Here is a 15308-nt window from a genome sequence, read left to right as displayed (position 1 = left end):
ACCGGTGGATCGCCTACTTCTCTTTCGGCTCGACGTACTTCGGGAACACCGGTTCGGGAGCCGGTAGGGCCAGGCCCGCTTCGATGGGTGTGGCGAGGTCGGCGAAGGTGCGCCCGGTCTGGCCGAGCTGGTCGAGAATCCGGCCCGCCGATCCGGGAATCACCGGCTGCACCAGAATCGACACGATGCGCAATACCTCGAGGGTGACGTACAGGACCGTCGCCTCGCGGGCCACATCCTCCGGTGTGCCGGATTTGGCCAGTGCCCACGGCTGCTGAGCGGAGAAGTATTTGTTCGTCTCGCCGAGGGTCAGCCAGATCGCCTCCAGCGCCAAATGGATCTGCTGCGCGTCGAATTCGCTGCGGCAGCGCTCCAGCAGGCCGTTCGCCCGGTCGAGCAGTTCCCGATCCGCCGCGGTGAATTCAGCCGGGGTCGGGACCGTCGAATCGAAATCGCGTGCCACCATCTTCAGGCTGCGCTGCACCAGATTGCCGTATTCGTTGGCGAGGTCGGTGTTGATCCGGCCCACGATGGCGTCGTGGCTGTAGGAGCCGTCCTGGCCGTAGGAGATCTCGCGCAGCAGGAAGAACCGGACCGCGTCCAGGCCGTACTGATCGACCAGGGCCAGCGGATCCACCACATTGCCCACCGATTTCGACATCTTCTCGCCCTTGTTGAACAAGAAGCCGTGCACGAAAACGCGTTTCGGCAATTCGACACCCGCCGACATCAGGAACGCCGGCCAGTACACGGTGTGGAACCGGGTGATGTCCTTGCCGATGATGTGCACATCGGCCGGCCAGAAGCGCTGGAACGCATCCGAATCCGTATTCGGGAAGCCCACACCGGTCAGATAGTTGGTGAGCGCGTCGACCCACACGTACATCACGTGTGCCGGGTCGCCGGGCACCGGCACACCCCAGTCGAAGGTGGTCCGGGAAATCGACAGATCCTTCAGACCCGCCTTCACATAGCTGACGATTTCGTTACGCCGGGTGGCGGGCAGAATGAAATCCGGTGTGGTCTCGTACAGTTCGAGCAGCCGGTCCTGGTATTTCGAGAGCCGGAAGAAGTAGTTCGACTCCTCGGTCCACTCCACCGGGGTCCGGGTTTCGGTCGCGATACGCGTCCCGTCCTCGGTGACGGTCGTCTCCTCCTCGGTGTAGAAGGCCTCGTCACGCACCGAGTACCAGCCCGAATAGGTGTCGAGGTAGATATCGCCGTTGGCCCGCATCCGCTCCCAGAGCGCGATGCTGGCGGCGAGATGATCCTCGTCGGTGGTGCGGATGAACCGGTCGTAGGAAATGTCGAGCGCCTTGTCCATGCGCTCGAAGACATCCGAATTGCGCGCGGCGTACTCCTCGACGGTCACGCCGGCGGCGCGCGCGGCCTGCTGCACCTTCTGGCCGTGCTCGTCGGTGCCGGTCATGAAGAACACGTCGTAGCCGTCGAGCCGTTTGAACCGCGCGAGCGTATCGGTGGAGATGTACTCGTAGGCATGGCCGATATGCGGCGCGCCGTTCGGATAGGCGATCGCCGTGGTGATGTAGAAGGCCGGTGACGTGCGTTCGGGTGCGCTCATGGTCTGTCTACTGTAATCCGCCGCCGATATTCCTTCGCGTCGATATCCCGTCGTCGGCTCGGTGCTCCCGCCGGGTTCACCGGCCGTCGGTTCGGTATGTCTAATCTGGTCCGATGCCCGGTAAACGACCCGCACCCGAGCCGCCCGAACCGCTGTCGCCGTTGATCGACGCGCACACCCATCTCGACGCCTGCGGGGCGCGGGACGCGGAATCGGTTGCGGCCATGGTGGATCGAGCCGCCGCGGTCGGGGTGGGCCGCGTGGTGACCATCGCCGACGATCTCGACGCCGCCCGCTTCGCCGTGGACGCCGCGCACTGGGACCCGCGCGTCTACGCCGCGGTCGCCCTGCATCCGACCCGGGCGAACACCCTGGACGAGGCCGCCCGCGCGGAACTGGAGAAGCTCGCCGCCGATCCGCGGGTGGTCGCGGTCGGGGAGACCGGGTTGGACTACTACTGGCCCGGCAAGCTCGAGGGCTGCGCCGCTGTCGAGGATCAGGTCGAGGGTTTCCGCTGGCATATCGACCTGGCGAAACGGCTCGGTAAGCCGCTGATGATCCACAACCGCGAGGCCGATCACGACGTGCTGGCCGTGCTGTTGGACGAGGGCGCGCCGGACACGGTGATCTTTCACTGCTTCAGCTCCGACGCGAATATGGCGCTGGCGTGCGTGGCGGAGGGGTATCTGCTCAGCTTCTCCGGCACGGTGAGTTTCAAGAACGCGCACGAACTGCGGGAAGCCGCGAAGCTGGTCCCGGACGAGCAGATTCTCGTCGAGACCGATGCGCCGTTCCTGACGCCGCACCCGTTCCGCGGCGCGCCGAACGAGCCGTACTGCCTGCCCTATACCGTGCGGGCCCTGGCCGAACTGCGGGAACAGGATCCGGCCGAGCTGGCCGCGATCACCACCGCCAACGCCGAACGGGTGTATCGGCTGCCCCGCGGCTGACGGCGTGCACGTGCGGTGCGTCACATAAGCGGCGGCCGACCTGCGCGGTGTGCTCCAGTTCACTTACGATTGCGCGGTCGTAACTTTTCCGCATCGTCGATATCGAACCGTGATGTGGAAATCCCCTGTTCCAGCGCATGTAGTTGCCAGGAACCTACCCCATCGTTATCGTATTGTGACCATGCCGGAGTTTCGGATATCCGCTCTCCAGCGGATCAACACGTCGCGTTCGCCGCTGCTCTACGCGGCGATCGCCGCGATGCTGATCACCCTGATCATCGGTGCGAGTCTGGCCATCGTGAATCGCAAAACCGTGACCCTGGTGGTCGACGGGCAGCGCACCACCGTCACCACGATGGCCGCGAGCGTCCGGGGGGTGCTCAAGGCCGGCGGGTTCAAGCTGGCCGGTAAGGATTCGGTCTCCCCGGCCGGCGACGCCGACGTCGCCGACGGTGCGACCATTACGCTCAACCGTGCCCGGCAGGTCGCCCTGACGTTCGACGGCAAGACCAAGCAGGTGTGGACCACCGCCTACACCGTCGCCGACGCGCTGATCCAGCTGCAGCTTCCCGACGACGTGTTCGTCTCACCCGCCCGGCCCACCCCGCTGCCGCTGCAGGGCGCCGCCCTCGCCGTCACCAGTCCGCGCACCGTCCAGTTGTCCGACAACGGAGAGCCCGCGAGTTACGTCCGGCTCGCCGCGCCCACCGTAGGGGAACTGCTGAAGGTGCAGGGTGTGCCGCTCACCGGTGAGGACACCGTCGAGCCGGTCGCCGTCACGCCGCTGCACGACGGCATGAAGATCACCGTCACCCGCAAGCGCACCGAGAAGCGCACCGAGCGCGAACCGCTCGATCCGCCCGAGAACGTCATCGACGACACCGACCTCAACATGAGCCGGACGATCGTCGAGAATCCGGGCAAGCCCGGGGTGCAGGACGTCACCTATGCCGTATCGATCGTCAACGGCAAGGAAGTCTCCCGCGAGCCGGTCGGGCACACCGTTGTCGTTCCCGCCCAACCCAAGACGGTCCGCAAGGGCGCCAAACCCGGCACCGAGGTGCCGCCCGTGCGCGACGGCGCGGTCTGGGACGCGCTGGCCAAATGTGAGTCGGGGGGCAATTGGTCGATCAACACGGGCAACGGCTACTACGGCGGCATCCAATTCGACCAGAGCACCTGGGCTCGGCAGGGTGGACTGCGCTACGCCGAGCGGCCGGATCTGGCCACCCGCGAGGAGCAGATCGCGATCGCCGAGGTGACGCGGGCCCGGCAGGGCTGGGGCGCCTGGCCCGCCTGCACCAGTCGGCTGGGTATCAGTTGATTTCGGCCTCAGGAAATTCGGCCTCGGGGAATTCGCCTCCGCTCCGCTTCGGCGGGGTCTCCGGTGGACGAGCCTCGGAAAGGCTTACATGAGCGCGCCGCCGTCGACGACGATCTCCGAGCCGGTGATGTAGCGGCCGTCCTCCGAGGCGACCATGGCGACCACGCCGGCGACGTCGGCGGGCTCGCCGAGCGCACCACCGTTCAGCCAGCCGGTCAGGCGGGAGAAGAGCTTCCAGTCGGCGTCGGCGGGGGTTTCCAGGTTGTTGGTGATGCCGCTGGTGATCCCGCCGGGAACGATGTTCACCGCGCGCAGGCCCTTTTGCGAATACTCCAGCGCCACCGCGTGAGTCATCGCGTTCACCCCGCCCTTGGACGCGGCGTAGGCCGCCATGTACGGGTTCGCGCCGAGCGCGGCGGTGGAGGAGAAGTTCACGATCACCGGGTGCTCGGATTCCAGCAGGGTCGGCAGCGCGGCCTGCATCATCAGGAAGGTGCCGGTCAGGTTGACGCCGATGACCTGGTTCCACGCCTCGAATGTCATCTCGTGGGTGTGTGCGGTGCGCATGATGCCGGCCGCGTTGACCAGCACGTCGAGTCCGCCGAGATGGTCGACGGCGGCGGCGACGGCCGGACGCACCGATTCCGGATCGGCGACGTCGACGGTGACCGTGTGCAGGCGTTCGCGGTCTTCGCCCACCGCCGCGACCGTCTCCTTCAGGCCCGGTTCGGAGATGTCGGCGCCGACCACGCGAGCTCCCTCGGCGAGCATGCGCACCACGATGCCCCGCCCGATGCCCGAGCCGGCCCCGGTCACCACCACCCGTCGTCCCTCGTGCCTGCGCATCATTGCGGCCGTCCTCTCCTGCTGCGTGCGGTGAAACCGAATGCGCCACCGCCTGTTCCGCGAGTACACCGAAACTAGAACGTGTATCAATTGCAGTCAACGCTCCGCGACGCCACGGCCTGGGAATTTCCGGTCCGGCGCGGACGTGCCCCGTAAAATCAGCGCATTCCCGACGATGTGAGGTGGCTGATGCGGTTGTCGAAATTTTCGGCTCGGATACGTGGGCCCATCGCGGCCGCGGCGATCGCGCTGGGGGCGCTGCTGCCGAGCGCGCTGGTGAGCGCGCCGGCGGCGACCGCGGCCGAACCGGCGGGCACCGTCATCTCGGTCGAGGCCCAGCCCGACGGCTGGCACGGCATGACCGGCGGCGCCGTCGTCGACTATTGGACGACGACCTCGAGCGGCACTCCCGTGCGGGCCAGCGGCGCGGTCTTCCTGCCTGCCGGTCAGCCGCCCGCCGGGGGTTGGCCGGTGGCCGCCTACGACCACGGCACCACCGGGCTGGGAATGGGTTGCAGCGGGATCACCAACCCGGTCGGCGCGCCCTATCCGGGGAGTCGCGGTAAGGAAGACCGCATCCTGGAGTACTTCCAGTCCAAGGGTTTCGCCGTGGTGGCGCCGGACTATCTCGGGCTCGGACGGTTCGACACCGGCCCGCATCCGTATCTGGAGCGGCAGACCGAGGCGACGGCCACCATCGATCTGCTGCGGGCGGCGCGGGCGACCTATCCGCAGCTGTCGCGGACCTGGATCGCGGTCGGCGCCTCCCAGGGTGGGCAGGCAGCGCTGGGTACCGGTCACCTGCAGCAGACCTACGCCTCCGATCTGGATTTCCGGGGAACGATCGCGTTGGACCCGGAATCGGATCTCGAGCACGTCCTGCCCGTGGCGGGGCCCTGGGTGCCGAGCATTCCGGAGATCGGTGACGGCAGTACCGCCTTCATCGCGGGTGTGCTGGTGGGGCTGCGCGAGACCCGGCCGGATATCGATGTCGACAGCTACCTGAGTCCACGCGGCCGCGAGCTGCTCGACAGCATCGGCGCCCTCTGCCTGGACAAGATGATCGACCAGGTCGCCGGCTCGTCGCTGGGGGCCCTGCTGGCGAAGCCCCTGGGTGATCCCCGGTTCACGGCGGCGCTGACCGATTATCTGGCCGTCCCGACGAGCGGATACGACGCTCCGATTCTGTTGTTGCTCAACGCGACCGACAAGACGGTGCCCTCCCCGCTGCACGCGGCGCTGGCCGCGCAGCTGGCCGCCAACGGTGTGGACGCGCGTTCGGTGGTCGGCTTCGGACAGCACTGTGAGTTGAACCCGCAGATGTGGGCGGCGATGGACGAGTTCGTGGCACGGGTCCGGTCCACGCCGACCGAGCCGTAGCCGCACTGATACCTTGTCGGGCGTGTCCGAACCTGTGAGCGAAGCCCGTGGCCGGGCCGAATTGCTCGGCCCCGCCGAAGTGCGGGTACTGGCGGAGCGGTTCGGCGTGCGCCCCACCAAACAACTCGGACAGAACTTCGTCCACGATGCGAACACGGTACGCCGGATCGTCGCCACGGCCGGGGTGGGACGCGAGGACGTGGTGCTGGAGGTCGGCCCCGGCCTCGGCTCGCTGACGTTGGCGCTGCTGGACGTCGTCGAACGAGTGATCGCGGTGGAACTGGATCCGGTACTGGCGCAGCATCTTCCGGAGACCGTGGCCGACCGCGCCCCCGAACTGGCGGACCGGCTCACCGTCGTCCCGGGTGATGCGCTACGGGTGTCGGCCACCGATATCCCCGGCGCGCCGACGGCGCTGGTCGCGAACCTTCCCTACAACGTCGCCGTACCCGTGCTGCTGCATCTGCTGGCCGAACTGCCCAGTATCCGAACGGCTCTGGTGATGGTGCAGGCCGAGGTCGCCGACCGCCTCTCCGCCGAACCGGGTACTCGCATCTACGGCGTCCCCAGTGTGAAGGCCGGCTTCTTCGGCACCGTCCGGCGGGCCGGGGCGGTGGGTCGGCAGGTGTTCTGGCCGGTACCGCAGGTCGAATCCGGGCTCGTCCGCATCGAGCGGTTCACCCGGCCGCCGTGGTCGCTGGACACCGCCCATCGCGAACGAGTCTTCGCGGTCGTGGACGCGGCTTTCGCTCAGCGCCGCAAGACATTACGCGCGGCCCTGGCCGGCTGGGCGGGCTCGGCCGCCGAGGCGGAGCGGCGATTGGTCAGCGCCGGGATCGCGCCGACCGCGCGGGGCGAAACACTCGACACCGCCGCCTTCGTGCGCCTCGCCGAACAGGGTTGAACGCTGTTCGGCGTCGCCCTCGGGTGTTCGGCTAGCGCGACTTCAAGGCGGCGAGCAGGCGGTGGCTGCGCGCGCTCATCGCCGCGGCCGACTCTTCGGGATGCCGCAGCCACCAGTTGACCAGCGCGGTCACGATTCCCATCCAGGCATCGGTCAGCGCGGAGAGGTCGGCGGGATCGGTGATCCCGGTGGCGCCGACCACCGCGGCGACTCCCCGCGCGGCCTGGTCCGCGATGCGGCGCCGGACTCGCCGGGCGGCGTCCGCGGCGTCTCCTTCGTCGGGGTGGGATCTGTCGAAGATGACGTTCCAGTCGTTCGGGCGCGGTTCGAGGGCGCCGAAGATCGCGTCGAGTGTCCGCTGCACCGTGTCCAGGCCCGCCGGCTCGGCGATCACTCGCTCGATCGCCTCGCCGAGGATGTTCCCGGCGCGCTCCACGCAGGCCGCGTAGAGCCCGTCTTTCGACTGAAAATAGGCGTACACCAGCGGCTTGGATACGCCGGCGCGCACTGCCACGTCTGCCAGGGACAGGCCCGCGTACCCGTGCCTTCCGATCTCGGCCACGGCGACGTCGAGGATCTGGCTCTCCCGTTCGGCCCGTGGCACGCCCTTGGTTCCGGCTGTACTCACATCCGACATCCAACCATTGCGGCCTGCCTTGCGATGGAATTGACCATTTAGTAAATTACGAATTGGTCAATTTAAGGAGCTGCCATGTCTGCCCTGTGGGAACTCGTGAACACCCCGTTGCTCTACGCGCTTCCGTTTTTTCTGGTGTTCATCGCGGTCGAGGCCGCGAGCCTGCGCCACGGACAGGGCGGGCCGGCACGGCCGTACTCGACGATCGATACCCGCACCAGCCTGAGCATGGGCATGGTCGCTTTGGGCTTCTTCGCCCTGTTCAAGCTGACCCTGATGCTGTTCGTCTTCGTCTGGAGCGCGCTGGCCCCGTGGCACATACCGACGAACACCTGGTGGTACTGGCCACTGCTGATGGTGGTCGTCGATCTGGCCTGGTACTGCAACCACCGGTTCTCGCATCGGGTGCGCCTCGGGTGGGCCGGGCATCAGGCTCACCACTCCAGCGAATACTTCAACCTCGGCACCGCGTTGCGGCAGAAGTGGAACCCCTGGTCCGAGGCGATCTTCTGGCTGCCGCTGCCGCTGCTCGGTTTCGCGCCGTGGACGATCTACATCGCCTTCATGCTCAACCTGATCTATCAGTTCTTCACTCACACCGAGACCATCGGCACCCTGCCGCGGCCGCTCGAGTTCGTGCTCAACACGCCGTCCCATCACCGCGTCCACCACGGCAGCGATCAGCTGTACCTCGACAAGAACTACGGCGGCATCCTGATCGTCTGGGACCGGTTGTTCGGCACCTTTCAGAAGGAATTGCATACTCCCACATACGGATTGACCACGCCGGTGAACACGTACAACATCGTGCGGCTGCAATACCACGAGTACGGCAACATCATTCGTGATGTCCGCGGCGCCACGCGCTGGCGAGACCGGCTCGGCTACATCTTCGCTCCACCCGGCTGGCAACCCACGGACGTCGCCCGGCCGGACCGTCAGGAGCTGCCCGCGTGACCGTCTTCGACCCGATGGGATTGTTGCTCGACCCGCAGCTGCTGTGGCATCACCCGGTCGTTCGCCGGGCTGCGGGCGGCACCACTTCCGTTGCGGGTAAGACGGTTCTGCTCACCGGTGCGTCCTCCGGCGTGGGTAGGGCGGCTGCGTTCAAGCTCGCGGCGCGCGGCGCGCATCTCGTTCTGGTGGCTCGCGGCGCCGAAGCCCTCGGTGCGGTGCGGGATGAGTTGCGGGCGGAGGGCGCTCACGCCGAGGCGTTCGCCTGCGACCTGTCCGATCGTGACGCTGTCGACGCCCTCACCCGGGCGGTACTCGACCGATTCGGCACGGTCGATGTCCTGGTGAACAATGCGGGCCGTTCCATCCGGCGCGCCGCCGTCGACGCGACCGACCGCGTCCACGACTACGAACGCACCATGGCGGTGAACTACTTCGGTGCGGTACGGCTGACCATGGGACTCCTGCCGTCGATGATGGAAGCGCGCCGAGGCCATATCGTCAATATCTGCACCTGGGGTGTCGCGGCCGGAACGATGCCGCTGTTCACCGCGTATCACGCGTCCAAGGCCGCGCTGAGTGCGTTCGGCCGCAGCCTCGGTGCGGAGACCCGGCCGCACGGGGTGTGCGTCACCACCATCGGCTATCCATTGGTTCGCACCGAAATGATCGCTCCCACAGCCGAATACACGGACCTACCGGCGCTGTCGCCCGAGCGGGCCGCCGACTGGATCCTGACCGCGATCCGGACTCGACCGGTCGAGATCTACCCGCGGTACAGCCGGCTGCTACAGGCCGTCGGGTTCCTCGCGCCCAGCGCGGTGGATGCCCTGGTGTGGCGGATGGGAATCTGACGTCGAGGCGATGCGTGAGCGGTGACGGACTCGGTGGAGTCACCGGAGCGGTACTCGGCGGTGCGGCCGGTGCGGCCCTCGCGAGTCCCACGGTGGTCGGCGCCCCGGTCGGCGCGGTGGCCGGGGGCGTGCTGGGAGCGACCGCGGGTACGTGCGTCGGGTACTACGCGGGCGTCTCGGCCGGAACCGTTGTGGCCGAACAGGCTCCGCAGCTCGTTCCGAACATTCTGCCCTGAGTTCGGCGTAAAGGACCGCAGCCGAAGGCGATTCGGCAACGGTGCCCACCGGTGGTGAACGCCGAAGGTCCCGTCCGATCGGCGGATCGGACGGGACCTTCGGCTGTTCGTTCAGCGGAAGCGCCGTAGTCGCAGACTGTTGCTGACCACGAATACGCTCGACAGCGCCATCGCCGCACCGGCGAGCATCGGGTTGAGCAGTCCGGCCGCGGCCAGCGGGATCGCCGCCACGTTGTAACCGAACGCCCAGAACAGGTTGCCCTTGATGGTGCGCAGGGTGGCTCGGGAGAGCCGGATGGCGGTGCCGACGGTGCGCAGGTCGCCCCGCACCAGGGTGATGTCGCCGGCCTCGATCGCCACATCGGTGCCGGTGCCCATCGCCAGACCCAGATCGGCCTGGGCCAGGGCGGCCGCATCGTTGACGCCGTCGCCGACCATCGCGACGACCTTGCCCTGCTCCTGCAACCGCTTCACCACGTCCAGTTTGTCGGCGGGCAGCACCTCCGCGATCACCTCGTCGATGCCGACCTGATCGGCGACGGTGCGGGCGGTGGCGGCATTGTCACCGGTCAACAGCACCGGAGTCAGGCCGAGGGCGCGCATATCCGCGATCGCGTCGGCACTGGTCGACTTGATCGCGTCGGCGATGACCAGCACACCGCGCGCCGTTCCGTCCCAGGCCACGACGATGGCGGTGCGCCCGGCCGCCTCGGCCTCGGACTTGGCCCGTGCCAACGAGTCCGGCAGCGTGATCGACCAATCCGCGAGTAGTTCCGTGCGGCCGATCACGACCGCACGGTCGCCGACCAGCCCCTGAACACCCTTGCCGCCGTGGCTGACGAACTGCTGAACCGGCTCTTCGGTCAGCCCCCGATCGGCGGCGCCGCGCACCACGGCACGAGCGACCGGGTGCTCCGAGCCGTGCTCCACGGCCGCGGCGACGGCCAGCAGCTCGGCCTCGTCCTGCCCCTCGGCGGCGATCACCTGCGCCAGTGACATGGTGCCGGTGGTGACGGTACCGGTCTTGTCCAGCACGACCGTATCGATGCGACGCGTCGATTCCAGCACCTGCGGACCCTTGATCAGGATGCCCAGTTGCGCACCGCGCCCGGTGCCGACCAGCAGTGCGGTCGGCGTCGCCAGGCCCAGAGCGCAGGGGCAGGCGATGATCAGCACCGCGACCGCCGCGCCGAAGGCCACCGCCACGGCGGCGCCGCTGCCGAGCCAGAAGCCCAGCGTGACAACGGAAATCGCGATGACGATCGGGACGAACACGCCCGCGACGCGATCGGCGAGCCGCTGCACGGGCGCCTTGCCGTTCTGCGCCTCCTCGACCAGCGCGGCCATCTGCGCCAGCTGGGTATCGGCGCCGACCCGCGTGGCCCGCACCGTCAGCACTCCGCCGGCATTGACGGTCGCACCGATCACGGCATCGCCGGGGCCGACTTCGACGGGTACGGATTCGCCGGTGAGCATGCTCATGTCCAGCGCCGAACTGCCCTCGTTCACCACGCCGTCGGTGGCGACCTTCTCGCCCGGCCGCACCAGGAACAGGTCACCGACGTGCAGGTCGGCTACCGGGATGCGCTGTTCGGTGCCGTCGCGCAGGACCGCCACATCCTTGGCGCCGAGTTCCAGCAGCGCCCGCAGCGCGGAACCGGCCCGGTCCTTGGCGCGCGTTTCGAAATACCGGCCGGCCAGGATGAAGACGATCACGCCGGCGGCGACCTCGAAGTAGATATTCGACGCCGAGGCCGAACGTTCGATCGCGAAGCTGAAGCCGTGCTTCATCCCGGGCATGCCGGCATCGCCGAAGAACAGGGCGTATACCGACCAGGCGTAGGCGGCCAGGGTGCCCAGCGAGATGAGCGTATCCATGGTCGCCGTCGCGTGCCGGGCGTTGACCCAGGCGGCGCGATGGAAGGTGGCGCCGCCCCAGAACACCACGGGGGTGGCGAGCGTCAGCGATAGCCACTGCCAGTTCCGGAATTGCAGCGCCGGGATCATCGCCAGCGCGATCACCGGAATCGCCAGGGCAAGGCTCACGAGCAGTCGCTGCCGCAGTTGCCGTAGCGGGGAGTCGCTCGAGTTGTCTTCGGCGGCAACGGTTTCCGTGGGACGCGAGTCGTGCACGGTGGCGGTGTAGCCGGTGTCCACGACGCGTTCGATGAGTTGATCCGGTGTCACCGATTCGGGGTAGCTGACCTTCGCCTTCTCGGTGGCGTAGTTGACGGTGGCGGTGACCCCGTCGATCCGGTTGAGCTTCTTCTCGATCCGGGCGGCGCAGGAGGCGCAGGTCATCCCACCGATATCGAGCTCGATGGAGCGTTCGGTCGTGGGCGCGCTCATTGCTGACCTCCTTCGTGCCGATTGTGGTTGCCGTGCTGGTTGTCGCCCGGGTGGTTGTCGCCGGCCACCGCCTGTGCCGTGAATTCCGCGGTGTGGACCGCGCCACCATGGGCGAAGTCGAGGAACAGTCGGTAGTCGGCGGCGCTCGGGGCCTGCGCGTGGAAGGCTACCCGCGGCCCGGCGGGGGTCGAACCGACCTCTCCCTCCGGACGAACATGCAGGTAGGCCAGATCGTTCCCGCGCAGCGCGACCAGATGTCCGTATGCGCCGAGATACGGCTGTAGATCGGTGACCGGCTTGCCGTCCTTGCTCACGGTGAAACTCAGTTCGCCGCCGGCGGTCGACAGGTCACCGTCGAGGCGAACCTGGTAGCCGTCGACCGTGGCGGTGCGCGAAACCGGCGGGAGCGGGCGCTCGACGGCCGAGCCCGCGACCGTGACGGTCCGGCTCAGGACCAGCTCGCCGGGGGCGCCGACGGGCTGGGCGTCGGCGAAGATGCGGTAGGTGCCGGGTTCGGCCCATGTCCAGTCGATCGACCAGGTCCCGGCGGCGTCGCGGGTCGGGTGCACATGGCGGTACTGCGTGCTGTCGGAGCGGACCGCGATCAGGTGCAGGTCTTTTTCGTGCAGGTCGCGGTAGGCGGTCACCGGGGCGCCGTCCGGACCGTCGATCCGGAACCGGAGGGTGCCGGGGGCGTCGGGGGCATCGGGCGCGCTCATTCCGGCCAGGGTGTATCCGGACTCGGTGGTCCGGAGGCCGATCGGCTCGCTGGTAGCCGAGGTGTCGTGCCCGGGGGCCGGCCCGGTCGGATCGCCCACCAGGGCGCCGATGCCGAGCGCGGCCCCGAACAACACGACCAGCCCGCCGCCGAACGCGGCGAACTTCAGTCCGTCGTTCATGTCAGCTCGCCACCTGATACCCCGCCTCGTCGACGGCGGCGACGACGTCGGCCTCGGCGACTGGTGCGGCGGATTCGACCTGGACGCGGCCGGAGGCGAGATCCACGTCGACGTTGGTGACACCGTCGATCTTGCCGATCTCCTTCTGCACCGACGCCACGCAGTGGCCGCAGGTCATCCCGGTGACGGTGTAGGTGCTGGTAGCCATGATCGCTTCCTTCGCTCGCTCTTATACGGTGAGGGGGTATCCCCTGACATCCACGAACATACCCCCCACGGGTACCCGACGCAAGCCGCCGGCGGGGAAATTTCGCCGACTGCCGCCGCCCCGGCTCGCAGTCGGCGAATCACCGCAGGTCATGGCGGGACGAGAGGTGCGTCACCCGAGGACCGTGCGCGCGATGCGCGGCTAACCGGCCGATTGCCGCGCGGCCCGATAACCTAGCCCGGTGCTGTCTGTAGTACCCAGTTCGGTGGTTGTCCGCGCCCCGTCGAAGGTGAACCTTCATCTCGGGGTCGGTGATCTACGCGGCGACGGCTACCACGAGCTGACCACGGTCTTCCAGGCCCTGTCGCTCTCCGACGACGTGCGCATCGCGCCGGCCGGATCGCTTGCGGTGACGGTGCGTGGTGAGGGCGCCGGGCAGGTGCCGACCGATCGCACGAATCTGGTGTGGCAGGCGGCGGTCCGGCTCGGACATCTGGCCGGGCGGGCCCCGCTGGTGGAGATCGAGATCGACAAGGGGATTCCGGTGGCCGGCGGGATGGCCGGTGGTAGCGCCGATGCCGCCGCCACCCTGGTCGGACTCAACGAGCTGTGGAATCTGGAGATGTCGCGCGACGACTTGTCCGCAGTGGCCGCCGAACTCGGCAGTGATGTGCCCTTCGCCCTGCACGGCGGCACGGCGCTGGGGCGCGGGCGCGGCGAGAAGCTGCTGCCGGTCCTGGCGCGCAACACTTTTCACTGGGTGCTGGCCCTGGCCAAGGAGGGTCTGTCCACCCCGAAGGTCTTCGGTGAACTCGACCGACTCCGTGAGAACGGCACCCCGCCACGTCTGGGTGATCCGCAGGACCTGTTGCAGGCCTTGGCATCCGGCGACGCTCATCAGCTGGCCCCGCTGCTCGGCAACGACCTCCAGGCCGCCGCGCTCTCCCTGAATCCGGCCTTGCGCCGCACCCTCCGCGCCGGCGTGGAGGCGGGTGCCCTCGCCGGAATCGTCTCCGGGTCGGGACCCACCTGCGCCTTCCTGTGTTCCGATGAAGTGGCTGCGGTCGCGGTCTCGGCCGAACTGTCCGGTGCCGGCGTATGCCGCAGCGTACGCACCGCGACCGGTCCGGTACCGGGAGCGCGGTTACTGGGTGACGGCCGGCACTGACCTGGTCCACTCTCCGAGTCGATGCCGGATAGCCGATCGGTGAGCGTTCCCGGCGGTGGCTGAGCGGAGAACCGAATTGCCCTGTGCGGGGTCTGGTTCGGCGCTCAGCCCAGTACGTCGGCGAGTCGGTCGACTTGTTCCGGATCTCGGCCGTAGCAGTAGAAGATCACTTCGTCGGCGCCTAGGTCGGCGAATTGCTTGGTGACCGTGCGGATCCGGTCGGGCGTGGTGAGCATGCCCTCGACCATGAAGTCCGCGCGGCCGCTGAAGTCGTAGTACGCGGCCATGGCCGAGCGGGCCTCGTCGATCACCGAATCGGGGCCGAGGGCAGCATTGACCTGGGCGACGATGCGGGGTGTGCCCGGGCGGCCGTATTCCTGCCAGTAGCGGCGCACGGTGTCGAACAGGCGAGGTGCCCACGACGGCGCGGCCGCGGCGAGGAAGCCGCCGCCCCAGCGGGCGGCGCGTTCCAGGGCGGCGGGCTGGAATCCGCCGAACAGCAGCTCCGGCCCGCCGGGGGTATGCGGTCGCGGACCGATCGCGCCGCAGCTGTCGGTGTACGAATCGCCGGACCAGAGCCGCCGCATCGTCGCGATCTGCTCGTCCAAACGCTTTCCGCGCGTGCGTAATTCGGTGCCCGAGGCTTCGTGGTCGTCGGCCCGTCCGCCGACGCCGAGACCGAGGGTGAAGCGGCCGGGAGCGAGCCGATCGAGGGTGGCGACCTGTTTGGCGAGCAATGCGGTCTCGCGCAGCGGTGCGATGAGTACCTCGGTCTGCAATCGGATCCGCTCGGTGGCGCCGGCCAGATGAGCAAGTGTCACAAGGGGTTCCGGATTGTCGTAGACGAGCCGGTCGAGCAGTCCGAGGGTGGCGAACGGGCCCGTCTCGGCCCGCGTCGCCCACTCGACGAGCAGTTGCGGATCGGCGATCGGGAGCCCGATGCCGACCCGGATGTCCGAGCGGTCGGCTTGTTCGGGCATCCGCGAGACCGCGGGCACACCGGAATTCTGCGTATTC

Annotated in this window: 15 protein-coding genes; 8 read left to right on the top strand and 7 right to left on the bottom strand. The window is 68.2% G+C overall.

Annotation, left to right across the window (positions count from 1 at the left end):
- Positions 1-13 precede the first annotated feature (13 nt).
- Entirely contained in the window at positions 14-1582 is a 1569-nt protein-coding gene (gene metG, locus ON37_RS21665; protein WP_040721811.1) for a methionine--tRNA ligase, read from the bottom strand.
- A 113-nt stretch (positions 1583-1695) separates the two neighbouring features.
- On the opposite strand from metG, the gene ON37_RS21660 reads away from it, so the two are divergent.
- Both ON37_RS21660 and ON37_RS21655 read left to right on the top strand, forming a co-directional pair.
- On the top strand, positions 1696-2532 hold the full coding sequence (locus ON37_RS21660) for a TatD family hydrolase (RefSeq protein WP_040721808.1): 837 nt from the start codon (positions 1696-1698) through the stop codon (positions 2530-2532).
- 196 nt (positions 2533-2728) lie between these two features.
- A complete protein-coding gene (locus ON37_RS21655) occupies positions 2729-3856 on the top strand; it encodes a resuscitation-promoting factor (protein WP_040721861.1) in 1128 nt (375 codons plus the stop codon).
- A gap of 84 nt (positions 3857-3940) precedes the next feature.
- Here ON37_RS21655 and ON37_RS21650 read toward each other — a convergent pair whose 3' ends face one another.
- Positions 3941-4702, bottom strand: a complete 762-nt coding sequence (locus ON37_RS21650) for an SDR family NAD(P)-dependent oxidoreductase (RefSeq protein WP_040721860.1) — start codon at positions 4700-4702, stop codon at positions 3941-3943.
- Positions 4703-4891: 189 nt separating this feature from the next.
- On the opposite strand from ON37_RS21650, the gene ON37_RS21645 reads away from it, so the two are divergent.
- The gene (locus ON37_RS21645; RefSeq protein WP_051031882.1) at positions 4892-6082 is read left to right on the top strand and encodes an alpha/beta fold hydrolase; all 1191 of its coding nucleotides are present in this window, start codon (positions 4892-4894) and stop codon (positions 6080-6082) included.
- Between the two features lie 22 nt (positions 6083-6104).
- Positions 6105-6986: a 16S rRNA (adenine(1518)-N(6)/adenine(1519)-N(6))-dimethyltransferase RsmA gene (rsmA, locus tag ON37_RS21640; protein ID WP_040721806.1), complete on the top strand. Its 882-nt coding sequence runs from the start codon at positions 6105-6107 to the stop codon at positions 6984-6986.
- A 31-nt stretch (positions 6987-7017) separates the two neighbouring features.
- On the opposite strand, the gene ON37_RS21635 is transcribed toward rsmA, so the two are convergent.
- Positions 7018-7614, bottom strand: a complete 597-nt coding sequence (locus ON37_RS21635; RefSeq protein WP_040721857.1) for a TetR/AcrR family transcriptional regulator — start codon at positions 7612-7614, stop codon at positions 7018-7020.
- Positions 7615-7698: 84 nt separating this feature from the next.
- Between ON37_RS21635 and ON37_RS21630 the strand changes: the two genes are divergently transcribed.
- From ON37_RS21630 to ON37_RS21620, 3 genes are read left to right on the top strand one after another with little or no spacing between them, the layout of a single operon-like run.
- Positions 7699-8580 (top strand): sterol desaturase family protein, encoded by an 882-nt coding sequence (locus ON37_RS21630; protein WP_040721804.1) that lies wholly within the window; start codon positions 7699-7701, stop codon positions 8578-8580.
- A 14-nt stretch (positions 8581-8594) separates the two neighbouring features.
- The gene (locus ON37_RS21625; RefSeq protein ID WP_083893192.1) at positions 8595-9431 is read left to right on the top strand and encodes an SDR family oxidoreductase; all 837 of its coding nucleotides are present in this window, start codon (positions 8595-8597) and stop codon (positions 9429-9431) included.
- 14 nt (positions 9432-9445) lie between these two features.
- A complete protein-coding gene (locus ON37_RS21620) occupies positions 9446-9667 on the top strand; it encodes a hypothetical protein (protein WP_040721803.1) in 222 nt (73 codons plus the stop codon).
- A 111-nt stretch (positions 9668-9778) separates the two neighbouring features.
- Here the strand turns inward: ON37_RS21620 and ON37_RS21615 are convergent, their stop codons facing one another.
- From ON37_RS21615 to ON37_RS21605, 3 genes are read right to left on the bottom strand one after another with little or no spacing between them, the layout of a single operon-like run.
- Positions 9779-12016, bottom strand: a complete 2238-nt coding sequence (locus ON37_RS21615) for a heavy metal translocating P-type ATPase (protein ID WP_040721801.1) — start codon at positions 12014-12016, stop codon at positions 9779-9781.
- Entirely contained in the window at positions 12013-12915 is a 903-nt protein-coding gene (locus ON37_RS21610) for a DUF8832 domain-containing protein (protein WP_040721799.1), read from the bottom strand. The genes ON37_RS21615 and ON37_RS21610 overlap by 4 nt, the downstream gene beginning before the upstream one ends.
- Position 12916: 1 nt before the next feature.
- Entirely contained in the window at positions 12917-13123 is a 207-nt protein-coding gene (locus ON37_RS21605; RefSeq protein WP_040721798.1) for a heavy-metal-associated domain-containing protein, read from the bottom strand.
- A 241-nt stretch (positions 13124-13364) separates the two neighbouring features.
- On the opposite strand from ON37_RS21605, the gene ON37_RS21600 reads away from it, so the two are divergent.
- On the top strand, positions 13365-14291 hold the full coding sequence (locus tag ON37_RS21600; protein WP_040721797.1) for a 4-(cytidine 5'-diphospho)-2-C-methyl-D-erythritol kinase: 927 nt from the start codon (positions 13365-13367) through the stop codon (positions 14289-14291).
- A 104-nt stretch (positions 14292-14395) separates the two neighbouring features.
- On the opposite strand, the gene ON37_RS21595 is transcribed toward ON37_RS21600, so the two are convergent.
- Complete coding sequence (locus ON37_RS21595; RefSeq protein WP_245553311.1) at positions 14396-15289, bottom strand: LLM class flavin-dependent oxidoreductase; 894 nt, start codon at positions 15287-15289, stop codon at positions 14396-14398.
- Between the last annotated feature and the right edge of the window lie 19 nt (positions 15290-15308).

It is taken from the genome of Nocardia veterana NBRC 100344, from assembly GCF_000308855.1.
GTDB lineage: Bacteria > Actinomycetota > Actinomycetes > Mycobacteriales > Mycobacteriaceae > Nocardia > Nocardia veterana.
This window is presented reverse-complemented; position numbering and strand designations above follow the sequence as displayed.

Coding starts and splice junctions, on each gene's coding strand:
- ON37_RS21630 (WP_040721804.1), top strand. CDS start 7,699: ATGTCTGCCCTGTGGGAACTCGTGAACACCCCGTTGCTCTACGCGCTT.
- metG (WP_040721811.1), bottom strand. CDS start 1,582: ATGAGCGCACCCGAACGCACGTCACCGGCCTTCTACATCACCACGGCG.
- ON37_RS21645 (WP_051031882.1), top strand. CDS start 4,892: ATGCGGTTGTCGAAATTTTCGGCTCGGATACGTGGGCCCATCGCGGCC.
- ON37_RS21610 (WP_040721799.1), bottom strand. CDS start 12,915: ATGAACGACGGACTGAAGTTCGCCGCGTTCGGCGGCGGGCTGGTCGTG.
- ON37_RS21605 (WP_040721798.1), bottom strand. CDS start 13,123: ATGGCTACCAGCACCTACACCGTCACCGGGATGACCTGCGGCCACTGC.
- ON37_RS21615 (WP_040721801.1), bottom strand. CDS start 12,016: ATGAGCGCGCCCACGACCGAACGCTCCATCGAGCTCGATATCGGTGGG.
- ON37_RS21660 (WP_040721808.1), top strand. CDS start 1,696: ATGCCCGGTAAACGACCCGCACCCGAGCCGCCCGAACCGCTGTCGCCG.
- ON37_RS21625 (WP_083893192.1), top strand. CDS start 8,595: ATGGGATTGTTGCTCGACCCGCAGCTGCTGTGGCATCACCCGGTCGTT.
- ON37_RS21650 (WP_040721860.1), bottom strand. CDS start 4,702: ATGCGCAGGCACGAGGGACGACGGGTGGTGGTGACCGGGGCCGGCTCG.